At 63.1% G+C, this 25,647-nt stretch carries 28 protein-coding genes; 20 read left to right on the forward strand and 8 right to left on the reverse strand.

From position 1 onward, the window contains the following. Positions 1-104 precede the first annotated feature (104 nt). Positions 105-659 carry a murein L,D-transpeptidase family protein gene (locus CAY82_RS19235; protein WP_087502630.1) on the reverse strand — a complete coding sequence of 185 codons (555 nt, stop codon included), beginning with the start codon at positions 657-659 and terminating at the stop codon, positions 105-107. A 22-nt stretch (positions 660-681) separates the two neighbouring features. Beyond that, the gene (locus CAY82_RS19240; protein ID WP_087502631.1) at positions 682-1,233 is read right to left on the reverse strand and encodes an NUDIX hydrolase; all 552 of its coding nucleotides are present in this window, start codon (positions 1,231-1,233) and stop codon (positions 682-684) included. A 124-nt stretch (positions 1,234-1,357) separates the two neighbouring features. Here CAY82_RS19240 and CAY82_RS19245 point away from each other — a divergent pair, with 124 nt between their 5' ends. The 5 genes from CAY82_RS19245 to purT all read left to right on the forward strand — a co-directional run bounded on the left by CAY82_RS19245 (position 1,358) and on the right by purT (position 4,638). Then, positions 1,358-1,957, forward strand: coding sequence for a CoA pyrophosphatase (locus CAY82_RS19245; RefSeq protein ID WP_003252125.1), 600 nt, complete (start codon positions 1,358-1,360; stop codon positions 1,955-1,957). A 44-nt stretch (positions 1,958-2,001) separates the two neighbouring features. Next, positions 2,002-2,526, forward strand: a complete 525-nt coding sequence (locus tag CAY82_RS19250; protein WP_087502632.1) for a gamma carbonic anhydrase family protein — start codon at positions 2,002-2,004, stop codon at positions 2,524-2,526. After that, positions 2,519-2,713, forward strand: a complete 195-nt coding sequence (locus CAY82_RS19255; RefSeq protein ID WP_087502633.1) for a DUF1289 domain-containing protein — start codon at positions 2,519-2,521, stop codon at positions 2,711-2,713. Before CAY82_RS19250 ends, CAY82_RS19255 begins: the two co-directional genes overlap by 8 nt. Before the next feature lie 200 nt (positions 2,714-2,913). Continuing rightward, positions 2,914-3,381 (forward strand): VUT family protein, encoded by a 468-nt coding sequence (locus tag CAY82_RS19260; RefSeq protein WP_087502634.1) that lies wholly within the window; start codon positions 2,914-2,916, stop codon positions 3,379-3,381. Between the two features lie 75 nt (positions 3,382-3,456). Further along, on the forward strand, positions 3,457-4,638 hold the full coding sequence (purT, locus tag CAY82_RS19265; protein WP_063911450.1) for a formate-dependent phosphoribosylglycinamide formyltransferase: 1,182 nt from the start codon (positions 3,457-3,459) through the stop codon (positions 4,636-4,638). Between the two features lie 118 nt (positions 4,639-4,756). Here purT and CAY82_RS19270 read toward each other — a convergent pair whose 3' ends face one another. The 3 genes from CAY82_RS19270 to CAY82_RS19280 all read right to left on the reverse strand — a co-directional run bounded on the left by CAY82_RS19270 (position 4,757) and on the right by CAY82_RS19280 (position 8,357). Continuing rightward, positions 4,757-6,058 (reverse strand): MFS transporter, encoded by a 1,302-nt coding sequence (locus CAY82_RS19270; protein WP_025337910.1) that lies wholly within the window; start codon positions 6,056-6,058, stop codon positions 4,757-4,759. Between the two features lie 274 nt (positions 6,059-6,332). Next, a complete protein-coding gene (locus CAY82_RS19275; RefSeq protein WP_087502635.1) occupies positions 6,333-7,538 on the reverse strand; it encodes a transporter associated domain-containing protein in 1,206 nt (401 codons plus the stop codon). A gap of 9 nt (positions 7,539-7,547) precedes the next feature. After that, positions 7,548-8,357 (reverse strand): inner membrane protein YpjD, encoded by an 810-nt coding sequence (locus CAY82_RS19280; protein ID WP_087502636.1) that lies wholly within the window; start codon positions 8,355-8,357, stop codon positions 7,548-7,550. A 323-nt stretch (positions 8,358-8,680) separates the two neighbouring features. Between CAY82_RS19280 and ffh the strand changes: the two genes are divergently transcribed. The 12 genes from ffh to CAY82_RS19340 all read left to right on the forward strand — a co-directional run bounded on the left by ffh (position 8,681) and on the right by CAY82_RS19340 (position 18,547). Beyond that, on the forward strand, positions 8,681-10,057 hold the full coding sequence (gene ffh, locus CAY82_RS19285) for a signal recognition particle protein (protein ID WP_013971189.1): 1,377 nt from the start codon (positions 8,681-8,683) through the stop codon (positions 10,055-10,057). 259 nt (positions 10,058-10,316) lie between these two features. Then, positions 10,317-10,568 (forward strand): 30S ribosomal protein S16, encoded by a 252-nt coding sequence (rpsP, locus tag CAY82_RS19290; protein WP_003259424.1) that lies wholly within the window; start codon positions 10,317-10,319, stop codon positions 10,566-10,568. A gap of 5 nt (positions 10,569-10,573) precedes the next feature. Next, the gene (rimM, locus tag CAY82_RS19295; RefSeq protein ID WP_013971190.1) at positions 10,574-11,110 is read left to right on the forward strand and encodes a ribosome maturation factor RimM; all 537 of its coding nucleotides are present in this window, start codon (positions 10,574-10,576) and stop codon (positions 11,108-11,110) included. A gap of 3 nt (positions 11,111-11,113) precedes the next feature. Beyond that, positions 11,114-11,866: a tRNA (guanosine(37)-N1)-methyltransferase TrmD gene (gene trmD, locus CAY82_RS19300; RefSeq protein ID WP_087502637.1), complete on the forward strand. Its 753-nt coding sequence runs from the start codon at positions 11,114-11,116 to the stop codon at positions 11,864-11,866. Positions 11,867-11,908: 42 nt separating this feature from the next. After that, positions 11,909-12,259, forward strand: a complete 351-nt coding sequence (rplS, locus tag CAY82_RS19305) for a 50S ribosomal protein L19 (RefSeq protein WP_003252148.1) — start codon at positions 11,909-11,911, stop codon at positions 12,257-12,259. 92 nt (positions 12,260-12,351) lie between these two features. After that, positions 12,352-12,759, forward strand: a complete 408-nt coding sequence (locus tag CAY82_RS19310) for an acyl-CoA thioesterase (RefSeq protein WP_087502638.1) — start codon at positions 12,352-12,354, stop codon at positions 12,757-12,759. Between the two features lie 141 nt (positions 12,760-12,900). Then, on the forward strand, positions 12,901-13,797 hold the full coding sequence (gene xerD, locus CAY82_RS19315) for a site-specific tyrosine recombinase XerD (RefSeq protein WP_087502639.1): 897 nt from the start codon (positions 12,901-12,903) through the stop codon (positions 13,795-13,797). 153 nt (positions 13,798-13,950) lie between these two features. After that, the gene (locus CAY82_RS19320) at positions 13,951-14,694 is read left to right on the forward strand and encodes a DsbC family protein (RefSeq protein ID WP_046616084.1); all 744 of its coding nucleotides are present in this window, start codon (positions 13,951-13,953) and stop codon (positions 14,692-14,694) included. Between the two features lie 83 nt (positions 14,695-14,777). After that, entirely contained in the window at positions 14,778-16,082 is a 1,305-nt protein-coding gene (locus tag CAY82_RS19325; protein WP_087502640.1) for a homoserine dehydrogenase, read from the forward strand. A gap of 58 nt (positions 16,083-16,140) precedes the next feature. Further along, positions 16,141-17,550: a threonine synthase gene (gene thrC / locus CAY82_RS19330; RefSeq protein ID WP_010952565.1), complete on the forward strand. Its 1,410-nt coding sequence runs from the start codon at positions 16,141-16,143 to the stop codon at positions 17,548-17,550. 216 nt (positions 17,551-17,766) lie between these two features. After that, positions 17,767-18,186: a response regulator transcription factor gene (locus CAY82_RS19335; protein ID WP_087502641.1), complete on the forward strand. Its 420-nt coding sequence runs from the start codon at positions 17,767-17,769 to the stop codon at positions 18,184-18,186. Positions 18,187-18,265: 79 nt separating this feature from the next. Continuing rightward, positions 18,266-18,547, forward strand: a complete 282-nt coding sequence (locus CAY82_RS19340; RefSeq protein WP_087502642.1) for a DUF3509 domain-containing protein — start codon at positions 18,266-18,268, stop codon at positions 18,545-18,547. A 190-nt stretch (positions 18,548-18,737) separates the two neighbouring features. Here CAY82_RS19340 and CAY82_RS19345 read toward each other — a convergent pair whose 3' ends face one another. Then, the gene (locus tag CAY82_RS19345; RefSeq protein WP_087502643.1) at positions 18,738-19,616 is read right to left on the reverse strand and encodes a TIGR02285 family protein; all 879 of its coding nucleotides are present in this window, start codon (positions 19,614-19,616) and stop codon (positions 18,738-18,740) included. 20 nt (positions 19,617-19,636) lie between these two features. Then, entirely contained in the window at positions 19,637-20,836 is a 1,200-nt protein-coding gene (locus CAY82_RS19350; RefSeq protein ID WP_087502644.1) for a CaiB/BaiF CoA-transferase family protein, read from the reverse strand. 132 nt (positions 20,837-20,968) lie between these two features. On the opposite strand from CAY82_RS19350, the gene CAY82_RS19355 reads away from it, so the two are divergent. Then, a complete protein-coding gene (locus tag CAY82_RS19355) occupies positions 20,969-21,511 on the forward strand; it encodes a YaeQ family protein (RefSeq protein WP_013971198.1) in 543 nt (180 codons plus the stop codon). 8 nt (positions 21,512-21,519) lie between these two features. Then, complete coding sequence (gene recJ, locus CAY82_RS19360; protein WP_087502645.1) at positions 21,520-23,229, forward strand: single-stranded-DNA-specific exonuclease RecJ; 1,710 nt, start codon at positions 21,520-21,522, stop codon at positions 23,227-23,229. A gap of 104 nt (positions 23,230-23,333) precedes the next feature. Here the strand turns inward: recJ and CAY82_RS19365 are convergent, their stop codons facing one another. Further along, positions 23,334-23,597 carry a DUF3077 domain-containing protein gene (locus CAY82_RS19365; protein ID WP_025337923.1) on the reverse strand — a complete coding sequence of 88 codons (264 nt, stop codon included), beginning with the start codon at positions 23,595-23,597 and terminating at the stop codon, positions 23,334-23,336. A gap of 811 nt (positions 23,598-24,408) precedes the next feature. On the opposite strand from CAY82_RS19365, the gene CAY82_RS19370 reads away from it, so the two are divergent. Next, positions 24,409-25,515 (forward strand): NADH:flavin oxidoreductase/NADH oxidase, encoded by a 1,107-nt coding sequence (locus tag CAY82_RS19370; protein WP_087502646.1) that lies wholly within the window; start codon positions 24,409-24,411, stop codon positions 25,513-25,515. Positions 25,516-25,647 lie beyond the last annotated feature (132 nt).

The raw sequence follows: 25,647 nt of genomic DNA on the forward strand, positions 1-25,647 counted from the left end.
GACAGGTTCGGCACGTTGCAACAAATGTGGGAGCGGGCTTGTCCCGCGAAGCGCCGCGCGGGCGGCGCTCGATCGTGCAGGCGCCGGAAATGCTCCGACAAACCTCAAGGCCGGATCTCGATCAACGTCCCATCCCGCACCAGGTCCCATACTTCCTGCATGTCACGGTTACGCATGGCAATGCAGCCATCGGTCCAGTCCAGGGTATGGAAGTACCACTCCGGGTACTCGTCGTTGATCGGTGTGCCATGAATCATGATCATGCTGCCGGCGCTCACCCCTTCACGGGTGGCACGGGCGGAATCGGCGATATTCGGGTAGTTGATATGTATGGCCAGGTTGAAGCGGTCGCTCTGCTTGCGCCAGTCCAGCCAGTACAGGCCCTCGGGGGTTTTCTTGTCGCCCTCGCGCTCCTTGGCGCCCTTGGGCTGCTTGCCCAGCGAGATGCGGTAGGTCTTCAGCGGTTCGCCACGGCTGATCAACTGCAGGCGGCGCTCGGACTTGATCACCAGCACCTTGTCGATCAGCGGTTGCATGGCCTGCTGCGAAGGAGACGGGGTTTGTGCCACCGGCTGGGGCTTGCGAATGATGGTCTCGGTGAAGGCCGCCTGGGACACCGAGGTAACGCAAAGGCAGAAAAGGGCGAACAACCAGCGCATGTAACGGTATCCCTGAAGGCTTCTAGGTAGTGGTCGAGACGTTCATCGGCGGCAGGTATTCATGGCCTATGGGGTAGTGCTGCCCGATGCGGTCGCGATAGTAGCATTCTAGTGTGCGAGTGACGGTGCGGAAAGCCAGCTCGCCCCAAGGTATCTCATGTTCTTCGAACAGCCGCACCTCCAGGCTTTCGACACCGACAGCGAAATCGAGGTCTGCCAGCTCGGCGCGGAAGAACACGTGCACCTGGTTGATGTGTGGCAGATCGAACAGCTGGTACAGGTTCATGCTGCCGACCCGGGCGCAGGCCTCCTCGACGGTTTCGCGACGGGCCGCTTGGTCGAGCGTTTCGCCGTTTTCCATGAAACCGGCAGGCAGGGTCCAGAAGCCACGGCGTGGCTCGATGGCGCGCCGGCACAGCAGCACCTGGCTACCCCAAGTCGGCAACACGCCGGCGACGATGTTGGGGTTCTGGTAGTGGATGGTCTGGCAACACTCGCAGACATACCGCAGGCGGCTGTCGCCCTCGGGGATCCGCTGAGTGACCGGCTGGCCGCACGCGCTGCAGAATTTCATGTGTCGTTCCTTTTGCTTCGGGCTATCTTGGCGCGCCGGCCGGGCCGCCGCAAGCGCGCGGGGCTTGGGTGCATCGCGCCTTTGGTGCATCATGCAAGGCAGGCCTTGGATACGAGCGTGCGCAATGCTGGACGAGCTACTTCGCCGAATGAGCAACCACCAACCCGCATCACTGGAAACCGACCGACGGTTCCCCGAAGCGGCGGTCCTTTTGCCCATTACCCGCAGCGAAGCACCCGAGCTGGTCCTGACCCTGCGCGCCAAGGGCCTGTCCACCCACGGAGGCGAAGTGGCCTTTCCCGGTGGCCGCCGCGACCCCGAAGACCCGGACCTGGTGTTCACCGCGCTACGTGAAGCCGAGGAAGAAATCGGCCTGCCACCAGGCCTGGTCGAAGTGATCGGCCCGCTCAGTCCGCTGATTTCCCTCCATGGCCTGAAAGTGACGCCATTCGTCGGGCTTATCCCCGATTTTGTCGAATACCGCGCCAATGATGCCGAGATCGCGGCAGTATTCACCGTGCCGCTGGAGTTCTTCCGCCAGGACCCGCGCGACCATACCCACCGTATCGATTACCAGGGGCGCAGCTGGTATGTGCCCAGCTATCGCTATGGCGAATACAAGATCTGGGGTTTGTCGGCGATCATGATCGTCGAACTGGTCAATCTGCTGTTCGATGCCGGCATCAGCCTGCACCAGCCCCCTGAGCGTTACATCGAAAACTGAGCGGGGCCAACCCGTCGTCTGCGTTTGCAGCCTGAGGAGCAAGCATGAAATACCGCCTGGGCGACCTGCGGGTCGAGAGCCACCCTACCAGTTGGGCCGCACCCAACGCCACGCTGATCGGCAAGGTGCGCCTGCAGGCCAATGCCAGCGTATGGTTTGGCGCGGTGCTGCGCGGGGACAACGAGCTGATCGACATTGGCGAGGGCAGCAACGTGCAGGATGGTACGGTGATGCACACAGACATGGGCTCGCCGCTGACCTTGGGCAAGGGCGTGACCGTTGGTCACAACGCCATGCTGCATGGCTGCACGGTGGGCGACTACAGCCTGGTTGGTATCAATGCGGTGATCCTCAATGGTGCGCGCATCGGCAAGCACTGCATCATTGGCGCCAATGCGTTGATTGCAGAAGGTAAGGAGATTCCCGACGGCTCGCTGGTAATGGGCTCGCCGGGCAAGGTGGTGCGTGAGCTGACTGAACAGCAGAAGCGCATGCTCGAAGCCAGTGCCGCGCATTACATGCACAATGCCCAGCGTTATGCACGGGAGTTGGTGGTTGACGATGAGTGATGTCGTAGAGCGGCCGGTGGCCTCGCCGTGCGTGAGCATCTGTGCACTGGACGAGCAGGATATCTGCACCGGTTGCCAGCGAACCGTGGCGGAAATCAGCCGCTGGGGGCGGATGGACAACGACGAGCGCCGGGCTGTGCTCAAGCGTTGCCATGAAAGGGCCGTGGAGGCCGGCCTCATCCTGTAGGCTGACGCGCCCCCCTGTAGGAGCAGCCTTGTGCTGCGAAGAGGCCAGCAAGGCAAAAGGTGATCGTTCGCAGATATGGCCTCTTCGCGGCGTAAGGCTGCTCCTACATGTCCTGTGCATGGCTTGAGGTCGGTGCCTGCGGGTTTACCCGCGAACAAGCCAGCGGTAATCTGTGCGGCTTGCCCACAGACCACCCGCCAATGTTCTATCTGATTGCCTACATCAGCAGCGTAGTGCTGATCAACTACGCCTTCTCCAGCGCACCACACCTGGACATCATCTGGTCCGCCTGGGGTGGCCTGGTGTTCATCCTGCGCGACATGGTGCAGACTCGCTTCGGCCATGGCGCCCTGGTCGCCATGTTGGTGGCGCTGGTGCTGTCCTATGTCACCTCGGAGCCAGCCATCGCCCTGGCCAGCGCTACCGCGTTCTTCATTTCCGAACTGATCGACTGGCTGGTGTTCAGCGTTACCCGCCGACCGCTGCGCGACCGCCTGTGGCTGAGCTCGGCACTGAGCATCCCGGTGGACACCTTCATCTTCTTCGGCATGATCGGCGCCCTGACCCCAGCCGTGATCGGCACCGCCATGGCCTCGAAATTCGCCGGTGTCACCGCCGTGTGGCTGGCCATGGCATTTCGCGCCCGGCGGGCCGCCGTGACGGGTTGATGGTGTAGAATAGCGGTCCTTTTTCAGCGGGCGGCGCCAAGCCTGGTGCGGCCCCGGACGCCTCGAGGACCTGAAATGACCCGTATCGGAACCCCCTTGTCGCCCACCGCGACACGTGTACTGCTCTGCGGCTGTGGCGAGCTGGGCAAGGAAGTGGTGATCGAGCTGCAGCGCCTGGGCGTCGAAGTGATCGCCGTCGATCGCTACGCCAATGCCCCGGCAATGCAGGTGGCGCACCGCAGCCACGTGGTCAACATGCTCGATGGCGTGGCCCTGCGCGCGGTGATCGAGGCCGAGAAGCCGCACTACATCGTCCCTGAAATCGAAGCCATCGCCACCGCCACCTTGGTCGAGCTGGAAAACGAAGGTTTCAACGTGGTGCCGACCGCCCGCGCCACCCAGCTCACCATGAACCGTGAAGGCATCCGCCGCCTGGCCGCCGAAGAGCTGGACCTGCCAACCTCGCCGTACCACTTCGCTGACACCTACGAAGACTACGCCAAGGCCGTGGCCGATGTCGGCTACCCATGCGTGGTCAAACCGGTAATGAGCTCGTCGGGCAAGGGCCAGAGCCTGTTGCGCAGCGATGCCGACCTGCAGAAGTCGTGGGACTACGCCCAGGAAGGCGGCCGCGCCGGCAAAGGCCGGGTCATCGTCGAGGGCTTCATCGACTTCGAATACGAAATTACCCTGCTGACCGTGCGCCACGTCGGCGGTACTACCTTCCTTGAGCCAGTCGGCCATCGTCAGGAGAAGGGTGACTACCAGGAGTCGTGGCAGCCGCAGGCCATGAGCCCGAAGGCGCTGGCCGAGTCGCAGCGGGTGGCCAAGGCGGTCACCGATGCCCTGGGCGGTCGTGGCCTGTTTGGCGTGGAACTGTTCGTGAAGGGCGACCAGGTGTGGTTCAGCGAAGTCTCGCCACGCCCGCATGACACCGGCCTGGTGACCCTGATCTCCCAGGACCTGTCGCAGTTTGCCCTGCATGCCCGCGCCATTCTCGGCCTGCCGATTCCGGCAGTGCGCCAGTTCGGCCCTTCGGCTTCGGCGGTGATCTTGCCTGAGGGGCAGTCGCAGCAGACCAGCTTTGCCAACCTGGGTGCGGCGCTGAGCGAGCCGGATACCGCCATTCGCCTGTTCGGCAAGCCGGAAATCAACGGTACCCGCCGCATGGGCGTGTGCCTGGCGCGTGACGAGTCGGTCGAACTGGCGCGTGCCAAGGCGACCCGTGCTGCGCAGGCGGTCAAGGTCGAGTTCTGATCCGATTGGGGCTGCGTTGCAGCCCATTCGCAGCACAAGGCTGCTCCTACAAGGGCAACGCATCCCCCTGTAGGAGCAGCCTTGTGCTGCGAATGGGGCGCAGGGCGCCCCCAACTGTTCAAAGTTCGGTATTGCGGGTCTCTTTCAGGCACAGCACGGCAATCAAGCTGATCACCGCCGCCACCGACACATAACCCCCCACCCAGCTCAACCCACCCATGCTCACCAGCTTCTGGGCAAAGAACGGTGCCGCTGAGGCGCCGACGATGCCGCCCAGGTTATACGCCGCCGAAGCGCCGGTATAACGCACGTGGGTCGGGAACAGTTCAGGCAGCAGTGCCCCCATCGGCGCAAAAGTCACGCCCATCAGGAACAGCTCGATGGCCAGGAACAGCGCCACGCCTGCGGTCGACCCCGAAGTCAGCAGCGGCTCCATGGTAAAGCCCGAGGCCACCGCCAGCAGGCCGCCGACGATCAGCACCGGTTTGCGCCCGTAGCGGTCGCTGAGCCAGGCCGACAGTGGTGTGGCCAGGGCCATGAACACCACCGCAAAGCACAGCAGGCCAAGGAACGTCTCGCGGCTGTAACCCAGTGTGGTCACGCCATAGCTCAGCGAGAACACCGTGGAGATATAGAACAGTGCGTAGCACACCACCATCGCTGCTGCGCCCAGCAGGGTCGGCAGCCAGTATCTGGAAAACAGGTCGACCACCGGCATTTTCACCCGCTCGTGGCGCGCGACAGCCTTGGCGAATACCGGGCTTTCTTCAAGCTTCAGGCGTACATACAGGCCCACCAGTACCAGCGCGGCGCTGAGCAGGAATGGAATGCGCCAGCCCCATTCGCGGAACTGCTCGTCGCTGAGCACCAGGGCCAGGGTCAGGAACAGGCCGTTGGCGGCCAGGAAACCGATCGAAGGGCCCAGTTGCGGGAACATGCCGAACCAGGCGCGCTTGCCTTCCGGCGCGTTCTCGGTGGCCAGCAAGGCCGCGCCACCCCATTCGCCACCCAGGCCCAGGCCTTGGCCAAAGCGCAGCAGGCAGAGGATGATCGGTGCCCATACACCAATGCTGTCATAGCCCGGCAGCACGCCGATGGCTGTGGTGGACACGCCCATCAGCAGCAGCGAGGCGACCAGGGTCGACTTGCGGCCGATACGGTCGCCAAAGTGGCCGAACAGTGCCGAGCCCAGCGGGCGCGCCAGGAAGGCGATACCGAAGGTGAGGAAGGCCGCCAGCATCTGCGCGGTACCCGACCCGGACGGGAAGAACACCGGGCCGATCACCAGGGCGGCGGCAGTGGCATAGACGTAGAAATCGTAGAACTCGATGGCGGTACCGATGAAGCTGGCGGTGGCTACCCGCGCGGGCGAGTTGACCGGTGCGGCAGGCGCTTCGGCATAGGTGCTGCTGGTTGTCATTGAATAGGTCCCTGACAGTCTGGTCCGGCTCCATGGGGTCAGCCTCGCGGCGTGCAATGCAAAAGGGCAGGCACGGTGGCGCGGGCGCCGGAGCGTTTTGTTTTTGTGTGCGCCCGACTGACGATAGCCCAAGGGGGGTAGGGGCGGAGGCGGGCACTGTTCGGGGTGTTGAAACAGGGCCGCAGGGCGTGTCAGTGGAGCGGACTGGCCGTGGGGCGCCGGGTGCGGGTAGCAGGCGGGACGGCGGGGCTGGGTAAGCGTGACCCGAGTATAGCTATCGGGTCACGGTCCACACCAGTACCTTGCTGGCACAATTGTCCTCTGTTTCGAGGATTTCCAGGCGATAGCGGCCGATCTTCAGGCAAACGGCGCTTTCCGGGATGCTTTCCAGCGCTTCGGTGACCAGCCCGTTGAGGGTTTTCGGCCCGCCGTCGCAGGGCAGGTGCCAGCCCAGGCTGCGGTTGATCTCGCGCAGCGAAGCGGTGCCGTCGATGACGAAGGTGCCATCGGGCTGCGGGTGCACGTGGGGGTTGTCCAGGCTGTGTTCATCCTCGAACTCGCCAACGATCTCTTCGAGGATGTCTTCCAGGGTGACGATGCCCAGCACTTCGCCGTACTCGTCCACCACTACGCCCAGGCGGCGCTGCTGCTTGTGGAAGTTCAGCAGCTGCATTTGCAGGGGCGTGCTCTCCGGCACGAAATAGGGCTCGTAGCAGGCGCCGAGCAGCGCCTCCAGGGTCAGCTCGGCCTTGGGCAACAGGTGGCTGATCAGCTTGGTGTTGAGGATTGCTTCAACCTGGTTGATGTCGCTGTGGTACACCGGCAGGCGGGTGTGGCGGCTGACGATCAGTTGTTCGATGATGCGCTCGATCGGCTCGTCGAGGCTGATGCCGTCCACTTCGTTACGCGGTACCAGGATGTCGTTGACGGTCATCTTGTCCAGTGACTGCAGGCCGTCCAGTATGCCGTGGCGCGGCGCTTCGTGTTCCTCGTCCTCGTCGAAGTCATCGGCTTCCTGCGGGTGCAGTGCCACGGCCGTGGCTTGCGCACGGAACGGACGCAATATCAGCTTGGCAACGCCATCCAGCAGGCAGGCCAGCGGTTGCAGCAGGGCGAGGGGGACTTTCAGCAGGCTGGCGCCGAGGCTGACGAATGCCTGCGGGTTGCGCCGGGCCAGACGCCGCGGCAGGTATTCGGCAAACACCAGCAAGGTGAGGGTGGCGGCCAACCCGGCCAGCCAGAAGCCCTGCTCGCCACTATGGCGCTGGCCGACCAGGCAAGCCAGGCCCAGCACCAGCAGTTTGCCCAGGCTGGCGCACAGCACCAGGGCCTGGGCTGGCAGCACGGGCTGGCCATCCTCGCCGGCGCGCAGCGCGCCATTGAGTTGCAGGCGGGCGGCATCCACCGCGGTGAACAGCGCCGACCACAACAGCGCCAGTGCCAGGGTGCCGAATAGCGGTGCGTACGGCAGGGTATCCATGGGCGGCCGTCAGATATGCAGGATAAATTCGCGAACCAGCTTGCTGCCGAAATAGGCCAGCATCAGCAGGCAGAAACCGGCCAGCGTCCAGCGGATGGCCTTGTGGCCACGCCAGCCCAGGCGGGTGCGGCCCCACAACAGTACGCTGAACACTACCCAGGCGACACAGGCCAGCAGGGTCTTGTGTGCCAGGTGCTGGGCGAACAGGTTGTCCAGGAACAGCCAGCCAGAGATCAGCGACAGCGACAGCAGGCACCAGCCGGCCCAGAGGAAGCCGAACAGCAGGCTTTCCATGGTTTGCAGCGGCGGGAAATTGCGGATCAGCCCGGACGGATGCTTGTTCTTCAACTGGCGGTCCTGTAGCAGCAGCAGTAGCGCCTGGAACACCGCGATGGTGAACAGCCCGTAGGCCAGGATCGACAGCAGGATATGCGCAAGGATACCCGGTTCTTCGTTGACCAGCGGCACCGTGCCGGGGGGCGCGAACTGGGCCAGCAGCGCAGTCACCGCGCCCAGCGGGAACAGCAGCACCAGCAGGTTTTCTACAGGTATGCGCAAGCAGGCCAGCAGAGTCAGGGCGATGACCGCCACGGCGATCAGGCTGGCGGCACTGAAGAAGTCCAGGCTCAGGCCCAGAGGTGTGATCAGCTGGAAGAACAGCGCACCGGCCTGGGCGAGTACCGCCAAGGCACCCAGCAGGGCAAGCAGGCGCTTGTCGGCCTTGCGGTTCTGGGCAAGGTAAGAGCCCTGGTAGATGGCCGCAGCTATATATAGGCCGGCGGCGATCAGGTTGGGGATGAGGCTGGGTGAGGAGAACATAAGTCCTGGTTGGCGAGCCTTAAAGAGACGGAGTTTGGCATAGATCGCGCTGGTCTAGGAAGACTGGCAGACCGCGGTGCGGCATTCGCGAGTGAACCCGCTCCTACAGGTACGGCGCCGGTTTCGAATGTGGTGCAGACCCTGTGGGAGCGGGTTCACCCGCGAAGAGGCCGGCGCAGCCACCGATTATCTACCATACCGCCGCCAAGGTGTGCGCCGCCGTCGCACTTCGCTATAATCGCCGCCTTGCTGTGCCCGGCGGGTATGCATTCCCCCTGGGCGCCTGACAAACCTCGGCTTTTACTCGGCCTGAAAGGATCACCATGTTCGAAAACCTGACCGACCGCCTGTCACAGACGCTGCGCCATGTCACCGGCAAGGCCAAGCTGACCGAAGACAACATCAAGGACACGCTGCGCGAAGTGCGCATGGCCCTGCTCGAGGCCGACGTTGCCCTGCCGGTGGTCAAGGATTTCGTCAACAGCGTCAAGGACCGTGCAGTCGGCACCGAAGTGTCGCGCAGCCTGACCCCGGGCCAGGCGTTCGTGAAGATCGTCCAGGCCGAGCTGGAAAGCCTGATGGGTGCGGCCAACGAAGACCTCGCGCTGAACGCCGCCCCGCCCGCCGTAGTGTTGATGGCTGGTCTGCAGGGTGCCGGTAAGACCACCACCGCCGGCAAGCTGGCGCGCTTCCTCAAGGAGCGCAAGAAGAAGAGCGTGATGGTGGTGTCCGCTGACGTCTACCGTCCGGCGGCGATCAAGCAGCTGGAAACCCTCGCCAACGACATCGGCGTCACCTTCTTCCCGTCCGACATCAGCCAGAAGCCGGTGGCCATCGCCGAAGCGGCCATCCGCGAAGCCAAGCTGAAGTTCATCGACGTGGTCATCGTCGATACCGCCGGCCGTCTGCACATCGACGCCGACATGATGGACGAGATCAAGGCGCTGCACGCCGCGGTCAAGCCGATCGAGACCCTGTTCGTGGTCGATGCCATGACCGGCCAGGACGCCGCCAACACCGCCAAGGCGTTTGGCGAGGCGCTGCCGCTGACCGGCGTGGTGCTGACCAAGGTCGATGGTGACGCTCGTGGCGGTGCCGCGCTGTCGGTACGAGCCATCACCGGCAAACCGATCAAGTTCATCGGTATGGGCGAGAAGACCGAAGCCCTCGAACCGTTCCACCCCGACCGCGTCGCCTCGCGCATTCTCGGCATGGGGGACGTGCTCAGCCTGATCGAACAGGCCGAACAGAACATCGACAAGGCCAAGGCCGACAAGCTGGCCAAGAAGCTGAAGAAGGGCAAGGGCTTCGATCTCGAAGACTTCCGTGACCAGCTGCAGCAGATGAAGAACATGGGCGGCCTCGGCGGCCTGATGGACAAGCTGCCGAGCATCGGTGGGGTCAACCTGTCGCAGATGGGCAACGCCCAGGGCGCGGCCGAGAAGCAGTTCAAGCAGATGGAAGCGATCATCAACTCCATGACGCCGGCCGAGCGCCGTGATCCTGAGTTGATCAGCGGCTCGCGCAAGCGCCGAATCGCCATTGGCTCCGGCACTCAGGTGCAGGACGTCGGCCGCTTGATCAAGCAGCACAAGCAAATGCAGAAGATGATGAAGAAATTCTCCGCCAAGGGCGGCATGGCCAAGATGATGCGCGGCCTGGGCGGGATGCTGCCAGGTGGCGGCATGCCGAAGCTGTAAACCCTATTCCGGGTGCATGCCGTTTGTCCGGCAGGCGCCCAGAACCCCCGCTGTGGCGGGGCAACGGCCGCGGATTTCGCGGCTCAACCGGCAGATCTGGACGGTAGGGCAGGGCCTTGCCGAAAAAGTCATTTGCAAATGTCCGTGTATTCCCCGAGAATATGCGGCCTTTTGGGCACCCGTGTGCCTATTTGGCATTCAGATTTGCAGTACCAGCTGCTGTATCAACTGCAGCACCGACTATAGGAACGATGTTCACATGGTAACCATTCGTCTGGCCCGTGGCGGCTCGAAAAAGCGCCCTTTCTACCACCTGACCGTGACCAACTCGCGTAACGCCCGTGACGGCCGTTTCGTTGAGCGCGTAGGTTTCTTCAACCCGATCGCTGCTGGCGCCGAAGTCAAGCTGTCGGTCAACCAAGAGCGCGTCAACTACTGGCTGAGCCAGGGTGCACAGCCGTCTGAGCGCGTTGCTCAGCTGCTGAAGGACGCTGCCAAGGCTGCTGCCTGAGTAGTATGAACGCGACGCCAGAAAAGGCTGACGACCTCATCGTCGTTGGCAAGATTTTTTCGGTTCACGGCGTTCGCGGCGAGGTGAAGGTGTATTCCTTTACCGATCCGATTGAAAACCTGTTGGATTATCCGCGCTGGACGCTTCGGCACGAAGGCAAGGTAAAGCAGGTCGAGCTGGTCAACGGTCGTGGCTCCCAGAAGGGCCTGGTCGTGAAGCTGAAAGGCCTCGATGATCGCGATGAAGCCCGTCTTCTGAGCGGTTACGAAATCTGCATCCCGCGGAGCCTTTTGCCCAACCTGGCTGCTGACGAGTACTACTGGTACCAGTTGGTGGGCCTGAAGGTCATCAACCAGGACGAACAACTGTTCGGCAAGGTCGATCACCTGTTGGAGACCGGTGCGAACGATGTAATGGTGGTCAAGCCCTGCGCTGGCAGCCTGGATGATCGCGAGCGTTTGTTGCCCTACACGGCGCAATGTGTGCTCGACGTCGACCTGGAAGCAGGCGTGATGCGGGTTGAATGGGACGCGGACTTCTAAACGATGGGTAACCTTCGCGTAGATGTCATCACGTTGTTCCCCGAGATGTTCTCGGCCATCACGGAGTACGGCATTACCAGCCGCGCGGTGAAACAGGGGTTGCTTCAGGTGACTTGCTGGAACCCGCGGGACTACACCACAGATCGTCACCACACGGTGGATGATCGGCCGTTTGGCGGTGGTCCGGGCATGGTGATGAAAATCAAGCCTCTGGAAGACGCCCTGGTTAGCGCCAGGCAAGCGACCGGAGCAACGGCGAAGGTGATCTACCTGTCGCCACAAGGCCGCAAGCTGACCCAGCAGGCGGTCAAAGGCCTGGCCGAACAGGAATCGTTGATCCTGATCGCCGGTCGTTATGAAGGCATCGACGAGCGCTTTATCGAGGCTCATGTCGATGAGGAGTGGTCGATTGGCGACTATGTGCTTTCCGGTGGCGAGCTGCCGGCCATGGTACTGATCGATGCGGTTACACGGCTGCTGCCCGGAGCTTTAGGGCATGTGGACTCGGCGGAAGAAGATTCCTTCACCGACGGTCTGCTCGATTGCCCGCACTACACCCGACCTGAGGTGTATGCGGATCAGCGTGTTCCCGACGTGTTGCTAAGTGGCAACCATGCACACATCCGGCGTTGGAGAATGAAGCAGTCCCTTGGTAGGACCTTCGAACGACGCGCCGATCTTCTGGAAAGTCGCTCGCTTTCTGGAGAAGAGAAGAAGCTGCTCGAGGAATATCTCCGCGAGCGGGACGATAGTTAAACGTATCGATGGTGGATCACGTATCCATCTTAGGAGCACAGCATGACCAACAAGATCATCCAGCAGCTCGAAGCCGAGCAGATGAGCAAGGAAATCCCGACCTTCGCACCAGGCGACACCGTTGTCGTCCAGGTTAAAGTGAAGGAAGGCGAGCGTTCCCGTCTGCAGGCATTCGAAGGCGTCGTTATCGCCAAGCGTAACCGCGGTCTGAACAGCGCCTTCACCGTGCGCAAGATCTCCAGCGGCGTTGGCGTAGAGCGTACCTTCCAGACCTACAGCCCGCAAATCGACAGCCTGGCCGTGAAACGTCGTGGTGACGTGCGTAAAGCCAAGCTGTACTACCTGCGCGACCTGTCCGGCAAAGCCGCTCGCATCAAGGAAAAACTGTCCTGAGTGCAGTTTGCCCGGTGGCCGAGGCCGCCTAGCGAGAAAAAGCAGCCTTCGGGCTGCTTTTTTGCTTTTTGCCCCCCGAAGATGTGATTGCCATGACTACCCGAGACCAGGAAATCCTGCGCCGTACCGAACTGTCGGTGACCCGCGTGACCAAGGCGGTGTTCCCCAGCACCACCAACCACCACAACACCCTGTTTGGCGGCACCGCCCTGGCCTGGATGGACGAAGTGTCGTTCATCGCCGCCACGCGCTTCTGCCGCCTGCCGCTGGTGACCGTGTCGACCGACCGCATCGACTTCAAGCACCCGATCCCGGCGGGCTCGATCGTGGAGTTGGTGGGGTCGGTCATCAAGGTGGGTAATACCAGCTTGCAGGTGCAGGTGGATGTGTTTGTCGAGAACATGTACCTGGATGGGCGCGAGCGAGCGATCCATGGGGTGTTCAGCTTCGTCGCCATCGACGAGGACAAGCGCCCGGTGCCGGTTTTGCCCCAGGCCTGAGTTCGCTCCCACAGGGATCGCACATACCTCGAGGGCGGTGATATCCCTGTGGGAGCGGCTTTAGCCGCGAAGAGGCCAGTACAGACAACAATTATGCTGCTGTGAAACACTAAGCCACCTCCAACACCCAGCAGCCCCCGAATGCCCGCCCTGGACCACCCCCTGATCGACCAGTTCCTCGACGCCCTGTGGCTTGAAAAGGGCCTGTCCGAAAACACCCGCGTGTCCTACCGCAGCGACCTGGCCCTGTTCAACGGCTGGCTGCAGGAACATTCGGTATCCTTGCCCGACGCCGGCCGCGACCTGATTCTCGACCACCTGGCCTGGCGCCTCGACCAAGGCTACAAACCGCGCTCCACGGCACGCTTCCTGTCCGGCCTGCGCGGCTTCTTCCGCTACCTGCTGCGGGAAAAGCTGGTGGCCATCGACCCAACCCTGCAAGTCGACATGCCGCAACTGGGCAAGCCGCTGCCCAAGTCGCTGTCCGAAGCCGACGTCGAAGCCTTGCTGCAGGCCCCTGACCTGGGCGAAGCCATCGGCCAGCGTGATCGCGCCATGCTCGAAGTGCTCTATGCCTGCGGCCTGCGGGTTACCGAACTGGTCAGCCTGACCCTCGACCAGGTCAACCTGCGCCAGGGCGTGCTGCGGGTGATGGGCAAGGGCAGCAAGGAGCGCCTGGTGCCCATGGGCGAAGAGGCGGTGCTATGGCTGCAGCGCTACCTGCGTGATGGCCGCGCGGAGCTGCTCAATGGCCGCCCCAGCGACGTCTTGTTCCCCAGCCAGCGCGGCGAGCAGATGACCCGGCAAACCTTCTGGCATCGCATCAAGCACCATGCCCGAGTCGCCGGAATCGACAAGCCGCTGTCGCCGCACACCCTGCGCCATGCCTTCGCCACTCATCTGCTCAACCACGGCGCAGACCTGCGCGTGGTACAGATGCTGCTGGGCCACAGTGACCTGTCGACCACGCAGATCTACACCCATGTCGCCAAGGCCCGCTTGCAGCAACTGCATGCCCAGCACCATCCGCGTGGATGAATGTTTTTCATGTTCCGCCGACCGGCCCTTGCAAGGCCCTTCACCGGTGGTTTGATGTGGTAGGCTTGGGCGGTTTGCACCAAGGGCCGCACAGTCACCGCGTATTTTCCGCAGGTGGCGCCCTCCGGCCCCTGTCCGCCTTCAGGAGTTCCCATGCGCGTGACCCAGTTTTTCGCCGCCGCCGCGTTGGCGCTGGCCAGTACCTTTGCCGTTGCTGCGGCAACCGACAGCAATGCCGCTGCCGAGCAGGCCATCCGTAAGTCGTTGCAGAACCTCGAGCTGGAAGTGCCCGTCGAAAGCGTGGCCAGCAGCCCGGTCAGCGGCCTGTATGAAGTCAAGCTGCAGGGCGGCCGTGTGCTGTATGCCAGCGGCGACGGCCAGTTCGTGATGCAGGGCTACCTGTTCCAGATCCAGGACGGCAAGCCGGTCAACCTCACCGAAAAGACCGAGCGTCTGGGTATTGCCAAGCTCATCAACGGCATTCCAGCCGCCGAGATGGTGGTTTATCCTGCCAAGGGCGAGACCAAGTCGCACATCACCGTGTTCACCGACACCACCTGCCCGTACTGCCACAAGCTGCACGCCGAAGTGCCCGAGCTCAACCGCCGCGGTATCGAAGTGCGCTATGTCGCCTTCCCGCGCCAGGGCCTCGGCTCGCCGGGTGACCAGCAGTTGCAGGCCGTCTGGTGTTCCAGTGACCGCCGTGCGGCGATGGACAAGATGGTCGAGGGTGAAGAAATCAAGGCCGCCAAGTGCGCCAACCCGGTCAGCAAGCAGTTCCAGCTGGGCCAGTCGATCGGCGTCAACGGCACGCCGGCGATCGTCCTTGAAAGCGGCCAGGTCATTCCGGGCTACCAGCCGGCACCGCAGGTCGCCAAGCTGGCACTGGCCAAGTAATCCAATTCAGTACGCCGTCGTCATGGGGTGACGGCATGTTTCACGGTCGGCATGGGTGTCGTCCGTTCAATGGGGAGTTCACAGTGAAACCGGTCAAAGTAGGCATCTGTGGGTTGGGGACCGTCGGTGGCGGAACCTTCAATGTACTTCAGCGCAACGCCGAGGAGATTGCCCGCCGTGCCGGGCGCGGTATTGAAGTGGCACAGATCGCCATGCGCTCGCAGAACCCGAACTGCCAGATTACCGGTACCCCCATTACCGCTGACGTGTTCGAAGTTGCGAGCAACCCGGAGATCGACATTGTCATCGAGCTGATCGGTGGCTACACCGTAGCCCGTGAACTGGTGCTCAAGGCCATCGAGAACGGTAAGCACGTGGTCACCGCCAACAAGGCGCTGATTGCCGTGCATGGCAATGAAATCTTCGCCAAGGCACGCGAGAAGGGTGTGATCGTCGCCTTCGAAGCGGCTGTGGCCGGTGGCATCCCGGTGATCAAGGCCATCCGCGAAGGCCTGTCGGCCAACCACATCAACTGGGTGGCCGGCATCATCAATGGCACCGGCAACTTCATCCTCACCGAAATGCGTGAGAAGGGCCGTGCCTTCCCGGACGTGCTGGCCGAAGCCCAGGCGCTGGGTTACGCCGAAGCCGACCCGACTTTTGACGTTGAAGGCATCGATGCCGCGCACAAGCTGACAATCCTCGCCTCGATCGCTTTCGGCATTCCGCTGCAATTCGACAAGGCCTACACCGAAGGCATCACCCAGCTGACCACTGCTGACGTGAATTACGCCGAAGCCCTGGGCTACCGCATCAAGCACCTGGGCGTGGCCCGCCGCACTGACGAAGGCATTGAACTGCGCGTACACCCGACGCTGATTCCGGCCGACCGCCTGATCGCCAACGTCAACGGCGTGATGAACGCGGTCATGGTCAACGGCGATGCCGCCGGTTCCACCCTGTACTACGGCGCTGGCGCCGGCATGGAGCCTACCGCTTCGTCGGTGGTTGGCGATCTGGTCGATGTGGTTCGTGCCATGACCTCCGACCCGGAAAACCGTGTGCCGCACCTGGCCTTCCAGCCGGATTCGCTGTCGGCCCACCCGATCCTGCCGATCGAAGCCTGCAAAAGCGCCTACTACCTGCGCATCCAGGCCAAGGATCACCCAGGCGTACTGGCCCAGGTGGCCAGCATCCTCTCGGAGCGTGGCATCAACATCGAGTCGATCATGCAGAAGGAAGCCGAGGAACAGGACGGCCTGGTGCCGATGATCCTGCTGACCCATGGCGTGGTCGAGCAGCGCATCAACGACGCCATCGTCGCCCTGGAAGCCCTGCAGGACGTGGTCGGCAAGGTCGTGCGCATTCGCGTCGAGCAGCTCAACTAACAATAGTGCCGTCGGGCCGCCAGCGCGGTCCCGGCCCCAGCATCGAAGGTTTGCATCCATGCGCTATATCAGTACTCGCGGCCAGGCCCCGGCCCTGAATTTCGAAGACGTCCTGCTGGCTGGCCTGGCCAGCGACGGCGGTCTGTACGTCCCGGAAAACCTGCCACGCTTCACCCAGGAAGAGATCGCCTCGTGGGCTGGCCTGCCGTACCACGAACTGGCTTTCCGGGTGATGCGCCCGTTCGTCGAAGGCAGCATCGCCGACGCCGACTTCAAGAAGATCCTCGAAGAAACCTACGGTGAGTTCGCCCACGCCGCGGTTGCCCCGCTGCGTCAACTGAACAGCAATGAGTGGGTGCTGGAGCTGTTCCACGGCCCGACCCTGGCGTTCAAGGACTTTGCCCTGCAACTGCTTGGCCGCCTGCTCGACCATGTGCTGGCCAAGCGCAACGAGCGCGTGGTGATCATCGGCGCCACCAGCGGTGACACCGGCTCCGCCGCCATCGAAGGCTGCCGCCGTTGCGACAACGTCGACATCTTCATCCTGCACCCGCACCAGCGCGTCTCGGAAGTGCAACGCCGGCAGATGACCACCATCTTCGGTGACAACATCCACAACATCGCCATTGAAGGCAACTTCGACGACTGCCAGGAAATGGTCAAGGCCAGCTTCGCCGACCAGTCATTCCTCAAGGGTACCCGCCTGGTTGCGGTCAACTCGATCAACTGGGCGCGGATCATGGCCCAGATCGTCTACTACTTCCACGCTGCCCTGCAGCTGGGTGGCCCGGCGCGTTCCGTGGCGTTCTCGGTGCCGACCGGCAACTTCGGCGACATCTTCGCCGGCTACCTGGCACGTAACATGGGCCTGCCGGTCAGCCAGCTGATCGTCGCCACCAACCGCAACGACATCCTGCACCGCTTCATGAGCGGCAACCAGTACGTCAAGGAAACCCTGCACGCGACCCTGTCGCCGTCGATGGACATCATGGTCTCGTCCAACTTCGAGCGCCTGCTGTTCGACCTGCACGGCCGCAACGGTGGCGCCATCGCCGAGCTGATGGCCAACTTCAAGCAAGGTGGCGGCTTCAGCGTCGAGCAAGACCGTTGGACCGAAGCTCGCAAGCTGTTCGACTCGCTGGCAGTGAGCGACGAGCAAACCTGCGAGACCATCGCCGAAGTGTTTGCCGCCACCGGTGAAGTGCTCGACCCGCACACCGCAATCGGCGTCAAGGCCGCCCGTGAGTGCCGCCGCAGCCTGGACACGCCGATGGTAGTGCTGGGTACCGCGCACCCGGTCAAGTTCCCGGAAGCGGTGGAGAAGGCGGGGGTGGGCAAGGCACTGGAGCTGCCGGCACACCTCAGCGACCTGTTCAGCCGTGAAGAGCGTTGCACGGTGCTGGCCAATGACCTGAAGGCTGTGCAGGGTTTTGTCAGCCAGCATGGTAATCGCGGCAAACCTCTGTAACGGCGTTGCTTTCCGGGGCTGCTACGCAGCCCTTTCGCGACACAAGGCCGCTCCCACAGGAGAATCGCGTTCCCTTGTGGGAGCGGCCTTGTGTCGCGATGGGCCGCAAAGCGGCCCCAAAATCTCAGCCCTTTCCCATATCTCCATCAGAAACATCCTGTTCATTCCGCCTAGCGCCAAGCCTAAATTAGCCGGTCCTCCCACCAGGAGCGGCTTATGCACCAGCCCTACGTGTTGATCCACCAGGCTCGCCCATCCCATCAGATCCTCCTGCACCAGGCCCTCAACGCCCAGGGTATGTTCCACGTGCGCATCAGCGAAACCAGCGCAGACCTCGACGCCTGCCTGAGCGCGGATCGTGGCCCCGATTTGCTGGTCCTTGACCACGCCATGCCAACCCGTGCCGGCCTTGCCTTGTTCGAACAGCAGCACCGAACACGCGCTTTGCTGTTCGTCGGCCAGGCTTCCCCCAAGCGCCGCAACCTTGCCCAAGAGGCCAGAAGCCGGGGCCTGTGGGTGCTCGCCGAGCTGCCCTGGCCGCTGTCGATGCCGCACTTGCAGCGTGCCCTGCAAGCGCTGCTGGTGCGCCCGGGGAGGCGTATTCAAACTGTCACGTCCGCCCCGCATGCTCACTAAAGCAGCCGCGGTGTGACGAACTTTCCGCTGCGTCTGTTGGTCAGTTCCTCTATACCCCACCACGCAGCGAGTGATCCGGATGGAAAGAATCTGCAGACTGCTCAACGAAGCCCTGACCCCCTATCAGACCCATCTCGGCATCGCCGATGCCCAGGGTAATCGCCAATTGACCGTTCACGATCGCCTCGCCGGCATCACCTTGCGGCGCACGGTCAGCGAGCGCCAGTTGCAAGAACAACGCCTGTTGATCGACCTGGTGGATGGCCTGCACCGTGACCTGCAGATCGCCGAAGGGCGTTTGCAGCCCTGTGTGATCGCGGCACTGCAGCAGCGCCAGCAACCCCATGGAACCTTTGCCTGATTGGTTTATCAGACACTGTAGGGGCAGCCCAGCCAGTGCTTTGCTCCGGCGCTGGCTAGGCTGTCACGGGAAGCCTCTCAAGGGCTTTCGCTTGGCCCCGGGCGTGTTTCCCCAGCGTCCGGGGTTTCTTTTTGTGTTGCCTGAACCGGCCCTATCGCTGGCTTGCCGGCGACAGGGCCGGAACAGGCGATCAGTGGTCTTCGAAGAAGCGCTTGCTCTCTTTGAGGTAGTCTTCCTGCAATGCCGGGTCCAGCCAGCGTGCATACAACGCTGGCAGCACATCGCGGCGCAGGGCCGGTAGCAACTGGTCGATGTGCGCAATCGCTTCGCGCCCCAGCTCGCTGTTCGAACAGCCTACATGCAGAAACTGGTAGCGGTTCACCCCATGCACAGGATGAAACTGATAATCGGCCAGTGCCCCGCCTTGCTGCTCGACCAGATAGCGCACTTCAGGCCAGTAGGCGAGCACCATGCGCAGGCGCCCCAACTGCTGCATCTGCAGCAGGTTGGCGGTGGCGTCGTTGCCGTAGTGGCGGCTGAGCGCGGTGTCGGGTAACTGGCGCAGGATGGCGTCAATCTGCGTACCATAGCTGCGCTCTGCGACAACCCCCAGCTTCATCATGGTCTTGCTCAGCAGACCATGCAGGTCTACCTCCTGGCCATCGAGGTAAGGTGCCACCAGCGCCTGGCTGTCCTTGCGCAGCACCAGGCCGCCACTGAGCACGCCCACTGATGGCATGGAAAACCGTACATATTCGGCGCGGTCCGGCGTCCACAGCAGGGTCGGGTCGCAGGTGAAGCTCTTAGGGTCCTGCAGCATCTGGATGCCGCGGGCGCGGTTGACCCGCACGATGCTGTGGTCGTACTCGGGCATCTGCCTGATCAGCAGGGGCAACAGTTGGTCGATCACCCCCTGGCCTTTCTCCGGTCCTTCAAAGATGGTGAACGGCGGCAGGTCACGCATGAGCCAGAAGATGCGCTCCTTGGCGTTGGCGGGCTGCAGCAGCAATGCGGGCAGCAGCCCGCACAACAGCAGGGCCAGGTGACGTAGGCAATGGGCAGCGCGCATGGACCAGGGCTGTGTCAGGGTCAGACCGTGCCTGCTGCACGCAGGCTGGCGATGGCCGTCGCGTCGTAGCCCAGGTTGCTGAGCAGCGCCTCTGTGTGTTCGCCCAGCGCCGGGCCGACCCACTCGGTGGAGCCGGGGGTGTCCGACAGCTTGGGCACGATGCCCGGCATGCGGAACGGCTTGCCATCCGGCAGTTTGGCTTGCAGGAACATTTCGCGTGCCAGGTACTGCGGGTCGTTGAACATGTCCTCGGCCGAATAGATGCGGCTGGCCGGAACTTCAGCGGTGTTCAGCACCTGCATCAGTTGCTCCAGCGGCAGGCTGTTGGCCCAGCGGTCGATCACACCGTACAGCTCGTCACGGCGCAGGTCGCGACCATCATTGGTGGCCAGGGTCGGGTCCTCGGCCAGGTCGGTGCGGCCAATGGCCTGCATGAAGCGTTTGAAGATCGCATCGCCGTTGGCGCCGATCTGCACATGCTTGCCGTCGGCGCTGGTGTGGATGGAGGAGGGCGTGATACCCGGCATGATGTTGCCGGTGCGTTCGCGGATAAAGCCGAACACATCGAACTCCGGGACCATGCTTTCCATCATGGCGAAGATCGCTTCGTACAGGGCCACGTCCACCACCTGGCCCTGGCCGCCGTTGACTTCCCGGTGCCGCAGCGCCATCAGTGCGCCGATCACCCCCCACAGGGCAGCAATCGAGTCACCGATGGAAATGCCCGTGCGCACCGGTGGGCGGTCGTCGAAGCCGGTGATGTAGCGCAGGCCGCCCATCGACTCGCCCACGGCGCCGAAGCCCGGCTGGTCCTTCATCGGCCCGGTCTGGCCGAAGCCCGACAGGCGCACCATTACCAGGCGCGGATTGAGCGCATGCAGCACGTCCCAGCCCAGGCCGAGTTTTTCCAGCACGCCCGGGCGGAAGTTTTCGATCAGGATGTCGGCCTCGGCCAGCAGGCGCTTGAGGATCTCGCGGCCCTCGGGGTGCTTGAGGTTGAGGGTGAGCGACTGTTTGTTGCGGGCCTGCACGAACCACCACAGCGAGGTGCCTTCGTACAGCTTGCGCCATTTGCGCAACGGGTCGCCGCCATCGGGCGATTCGACCTTGATCACCTCGGCGCCGAATTCGGCACAGATGCGCGAGGCGAACGGCCCAGCGATCAGGGTACCGAGTTCGACAACTTTGAGGCCGGCGAGGGGTTTGCTGGGCGTAGACATGGGGCATCCGTGGCAGCTGGGCAGAGCCGTGGTTTTATCATAGGTCCGAAGCGGCAGATACTGCTGCGGCGCAACGAAGGGCAGGATCGGTTAGACTGTGCCACTTTTCTTTGCGCAAGAAGCCCGTCGACCATGGCCCAGCCGTCCACTACCTACAAATTCGAACTGAACCTGACCGACCTCGATCGCGGCGTGTACGAAAACGTCCGGCAGACCATCGCTCGCCATCCTTCGGAGACCGAAGAACGCATGGCCGTGCGTCTGCTGGCCTATGCCCTGTGGTACAACGAGAACCTGTCGTTCGGCCGTGGCCTGTCCGATGTGGACGAAGCGGCGCTGTGGGAAAAGAGCCTGGACGATCGCATCCTGCACTGGATCGAAGTGGGCCAGCCGGACGCCGACCGACTGACCTGGTGCTCGCGGCGCACCGAGCGCACCAGCCTGCTGGCCTACGGCAGCCTGCGCGTATGGCAGAACAAGGTAGTGGATGCGGTCAAGGGCCTGAAAAACCTGAGCATCGCCGCCGTGCCGCAGGAGGTGCTGGAAACCCTGGCCACCGACATGCCCCGTACCATCAAGTGGGACGTGATGATCAGCGAAGGCACCTTGTTCGTCACCGACGACCGTGGCCAGCACGAAGTGCAGCTGGAGTGGCTGCTGGGTGAGCGTGGCTGAAGCCCCCCATGCGTATCGAACCTCGCCCGCTGCCGCCGACCCTGCCATTCCTGGGTAACCTGCCTCCCTTGCTGACCCGCCTTTACGCCGCGCGCGGCGTGCAGAGCGAGGCCGAGCTGGACAAAAGCCTCGCGCGCCTGCTGCCGTACCAGCAACTCAAGGGCATCGAGGCCGGCGTGGATCTGCTGGTCGAGGCTATCGACCAGCGCCGGCGCATCCTTATCGTCGGCGACTTCGATGCCGACGGCGCCACTGCCAGTACTGTCGGCGTGCTGGGCCTGCGCCTGCTGGGCGCGGCCCACGTCGACTACCTTGTGCCCAACCGCTTCGAATACGGTTACGGCCTGACCCCGGAAATCGTCGAAGTGGCGCTGCAACGCCAGCCGCATCTGCTGATCACCGTGGACAACGGCATTTCCAGTGTCGACGGTGTGGCTGCCGCCAAGACCGCCGGGCTCAAGGTGCTGGTCACAGACCACCACCTGCCAGGCGAGCAGTTGCCCGACGCCGACGCCATCATCAACCCCAACCAGCCTGGCTGTACTTTCCCGAGCAAGGCGCTGGCCGGGGTAGGGGTGATCTTCTATGTGCTGATGGCCCTGCGTGCGCGCCTGCGCAGCCTGGGGCGCTACGAAACGCGGCCGCAGCCGAACATCGGCGAATTGCTCGACCTGGTTGCCCTGGGCAGCGTTGCCGACGTGGTGCCATTGGATGCCAACAACCGCATCCTGGTGCACCAGGGCCTCGAGCGCATCCGCGCTGGCCGCGCCCGGCCGGGGCTCAAGGCCATTCTCGAAGTGGCTCGTCGCGATCACAGACGCATCACCTCGACCGACCTTGGCTTCATCCTCGGCCCACGGCTGAACGCTGCCGGGCGCCTGGACGACATGAGCCTGGGCATCGAATGCCTGCTGTGTGAAGACGCGGCCCAGGCCCAGGACATGGCCCGGCAACTGGACGACCTGAACCAGGACCGCAAGTCCATCGAGCAGGGCATGCAGCGCGAGGCCCTGGCCCAGCTCAAGGACCTGCCGGTCGAGTCGATGCCTTACGGCCTGTGCCTGTTCGATGCCGACTGGCATCAGGGTGTGATCGGTATTCTGGCTTCGCGCCTGAAGGAGCGTTACCACCGGCCGACCATTGCTTTCGCCGACGCGGGCGAGGGCATGCTCAAAGGGTCGGCGCGCTCGGTGCCAGGGTTCCATATTCGTGATGCCCTGGACGCCGTGGCGGCGCGTCACCCGCAACTGATCAGCAAATTCGGCGGCCACGCCATGGCGGCGGGATTGTCGTTGCCCGAAGCCAATTTCCCGGCATTTGCCGAGGCGTTCGACGAAGAGGTGCGGCGCCAGCTGCGTGAAGAGGACCTGACCGGACGGCTGTTGTCCGATGGCAGCCTGGCGGTGGAGGAGTTTCACCTCGACCTGGCCAAGGCTCTGCGCCATGCCGGGCCTTGGGGGCAGCACTTCCCCGAGCCGCTGTTCCATGGCGTGTTCCAGTTGGTGGAGCAGCGCGTGGTGGGCGAGCGGCACCTGAAGGTAGTACTCAAGAGCGAGTGCGGCTCGGTGCAGCTGGATGGCATTGCCTTTGGCATTGACCGCGAAGTGTGGCCGAACCCGACGGTGCGTTGGGTCGAGTTGGCGTACAAGCTGGATGTGAACGAGTTTCGTGGCAATGAAAGTGTGCAGTTGATGATTGCCCACATGGAGCCGCGCTGACTGCAATTCCGGGGCTGCCTTGCAGCCCATCGCCGGCAAGCCAAGCGCGATTCCTGTGGGAGCTGGCCAATGTGCCCCATGTGCGATCGATGATCGCATCAAACTCAGCGCGCCATACCTAACTCGGCATCATCCATCAGCGCCTTGGCCATCGCACTGAGATAGTGCGCAGCCCAGATCATCATGGGTTTCTCATCCATTAGCCCGACGATGGTCAACTCCCGCACATAGCCCATCAATTCCGAAGCCTGATCACGGGCGTCTCGGCACGGAATGCCCGCTTCGATGCGAAATAATGGGTGGGTCTGGTTTTCGCCCTGAAAGAAAGTGGTCTTGCCGACGGTGAATTGGGTGTCTTCTGTAGTCATTTTTATAGCAATTCCTTGAAGGTTGAAGGAGTTGCCACCGCCGTTTCCACACGAAGGGCGGCAACTGTATGCAGGGTGGAAAACCGGCCTTCAAGGAACCCGGTAGGCCAAACGGCCTCCCGCACACAGCTGCCATTACGACAGGCACTTGAAGATTGACCGGGTTTCCACACCCGCATCGCTAGATTTCAGCGACCCAGAAAGCCTAAGTGGCGGTGTATCCGGGAACAATCAGACGCCTGTCGACAGAACGTGTAGGGTATTTCCTCAGGTCAGGCATCACCAGATCTGAGTCGTAGGGGATATCTGAAATACCTGTCAGAGTGCCTGCCTGTAGCGGCGGTCAGGGCTGCCAGGTGCCTGCCTTGAGAGTGATGTCGCCTGTGAGATCGAGCGCCGCCCGCGCGGCGCTTCGCGGGGCAAGCCCGCTCCCACATTTGTTGCAACGTGCCGAACCTGTCAGGCCATGGTTGCCTGCCTTGGTGCATGTCTTGAGGCAGGTGAGGCGGCATCAATGCCCACCTCGAAATCCAGTCATGCCAACAAGGCTGACAACCATGGCCTCACAGACATGGCCACGTTGCAACAAATGTGGGAGCGGGCTTGTCCCGCGAAGCGCCGCGCGGGCGGCGCTCGATCTCACAGGCGCCATCACTCTCACGCCAACCACCCCGCACACCCACCCGAAATCCCATGGAACCTCCCCCCCAACCATTCTGGTCTAGTCTGAAGTTATGACCGGACCCGGGCCAGGGACGTGCAATTGAGTGTCCGGGCCGGATCACCATTGGAGTCCTTGGGAGGTGCCCTCATGAGCCTGCTGCTCGAGCCTTACACCCTGCGTCAGCTGACCCTGCCCAACCGCATAGCCGTTTCGCCGATGTGCCAGTATTCCGCTGTCGATGGCCTGGCCAACGATTGGCACCTTGTCCATTTAGGCAGCCGCGCCGTGGGGGGCGCGGGCCTGGTAATCACTGAAGCCGTGGCGGTTACCGCCGATGGCCGCATCACCGCCGAAGACCTCGGCCTGTGGGACGACGCGCAGATCGCCCCGCTGCAACGCATCACCCGTTTCATCACCGCCCAAGGTAGCGTGCCGGGCATCCAGCTGGCCCACGCCGGGCGCAAGGCCAGTACCTATCGCCCGTGGTTGGGCAAGCAAGGCAGTGTCAAGCTCGAAGAGGGTGGCTGGCAACCGGTGGGGCCGTCGAAGATCGCCTTCGACCCGCAGCACACCGTGCCGCGCGAATTGAACAAGGATGAAATCCAGCAGGTGATCGCCGCCTTCGTCGCCTCGACCGAGCGTGCCCTGAAGGCCGGTTTCAAGGTGGTCGAGATCCACGCCGCCCATGGCTACCTGTTGCACCAGTTCCTGTCGCCGTTGAGCAACCAGCGTCGCGACGAGTACGGCAGCAGTTTCGAAAACCGTATCCGCCTGACCCTGCAGGTGGTCGAGGCCGTGCGCAAGGTCTGGCCTGCCGAGTTACCGCTGTTCGTGCGGGTATCGGCGACCGACTGGGTCGAGGACGGATGGAACCCGGATGAAACCGTCGAACTGGCCCGCCGCCTGCGTGGCTTGGGCGTCGACCTGATCGACGTGTCGTCCGGCGGCACCTCGGTCAATGCCGAAATCCCCACAGGGCCCGGCTACCAGACCCGCTTCGCCGAGCGTGTGCGCAAGGAATCGGAAATTGCCACCGGCACCGTGGGCATGATCACCGAACCGGCCCAGGCCGAGCACATTCTGCGCACCGGCCAGGCCGACATCATCTTCCTAGCCCGCGAACTGCTTCGCGACCCGTACTGGCCGCTGCACGCCGACGACGACCTGGGCGGCAACAAGGCCACCTGGCCAGCGCAATACCAGCGCGCCACCAGCCGGGCCAACCCGATTCACGAGTCGGATTTGCGCGACTAGGGTCTACCTGTACTGGCCTCTTCGTGGGTGAACCCGCTCCCACAGGTACATCACTAACCTCAAGGGCTGTGATGTACCTGTGGGAGCGGGCAAGCCCGCGAAGAAGGCGGCTCGGTGTTTGGCACCGGCTTC

Origin of the sequence: Pseudomonas sp. SID14000, assembly GCF_002165135.1 — a bacterium.
Lineage (GTDB): Bacteria > Pseudomonadota > Gammaproteobacteria > Pseudomonadales > Pseudomonadaceae > Aquipseudomonas.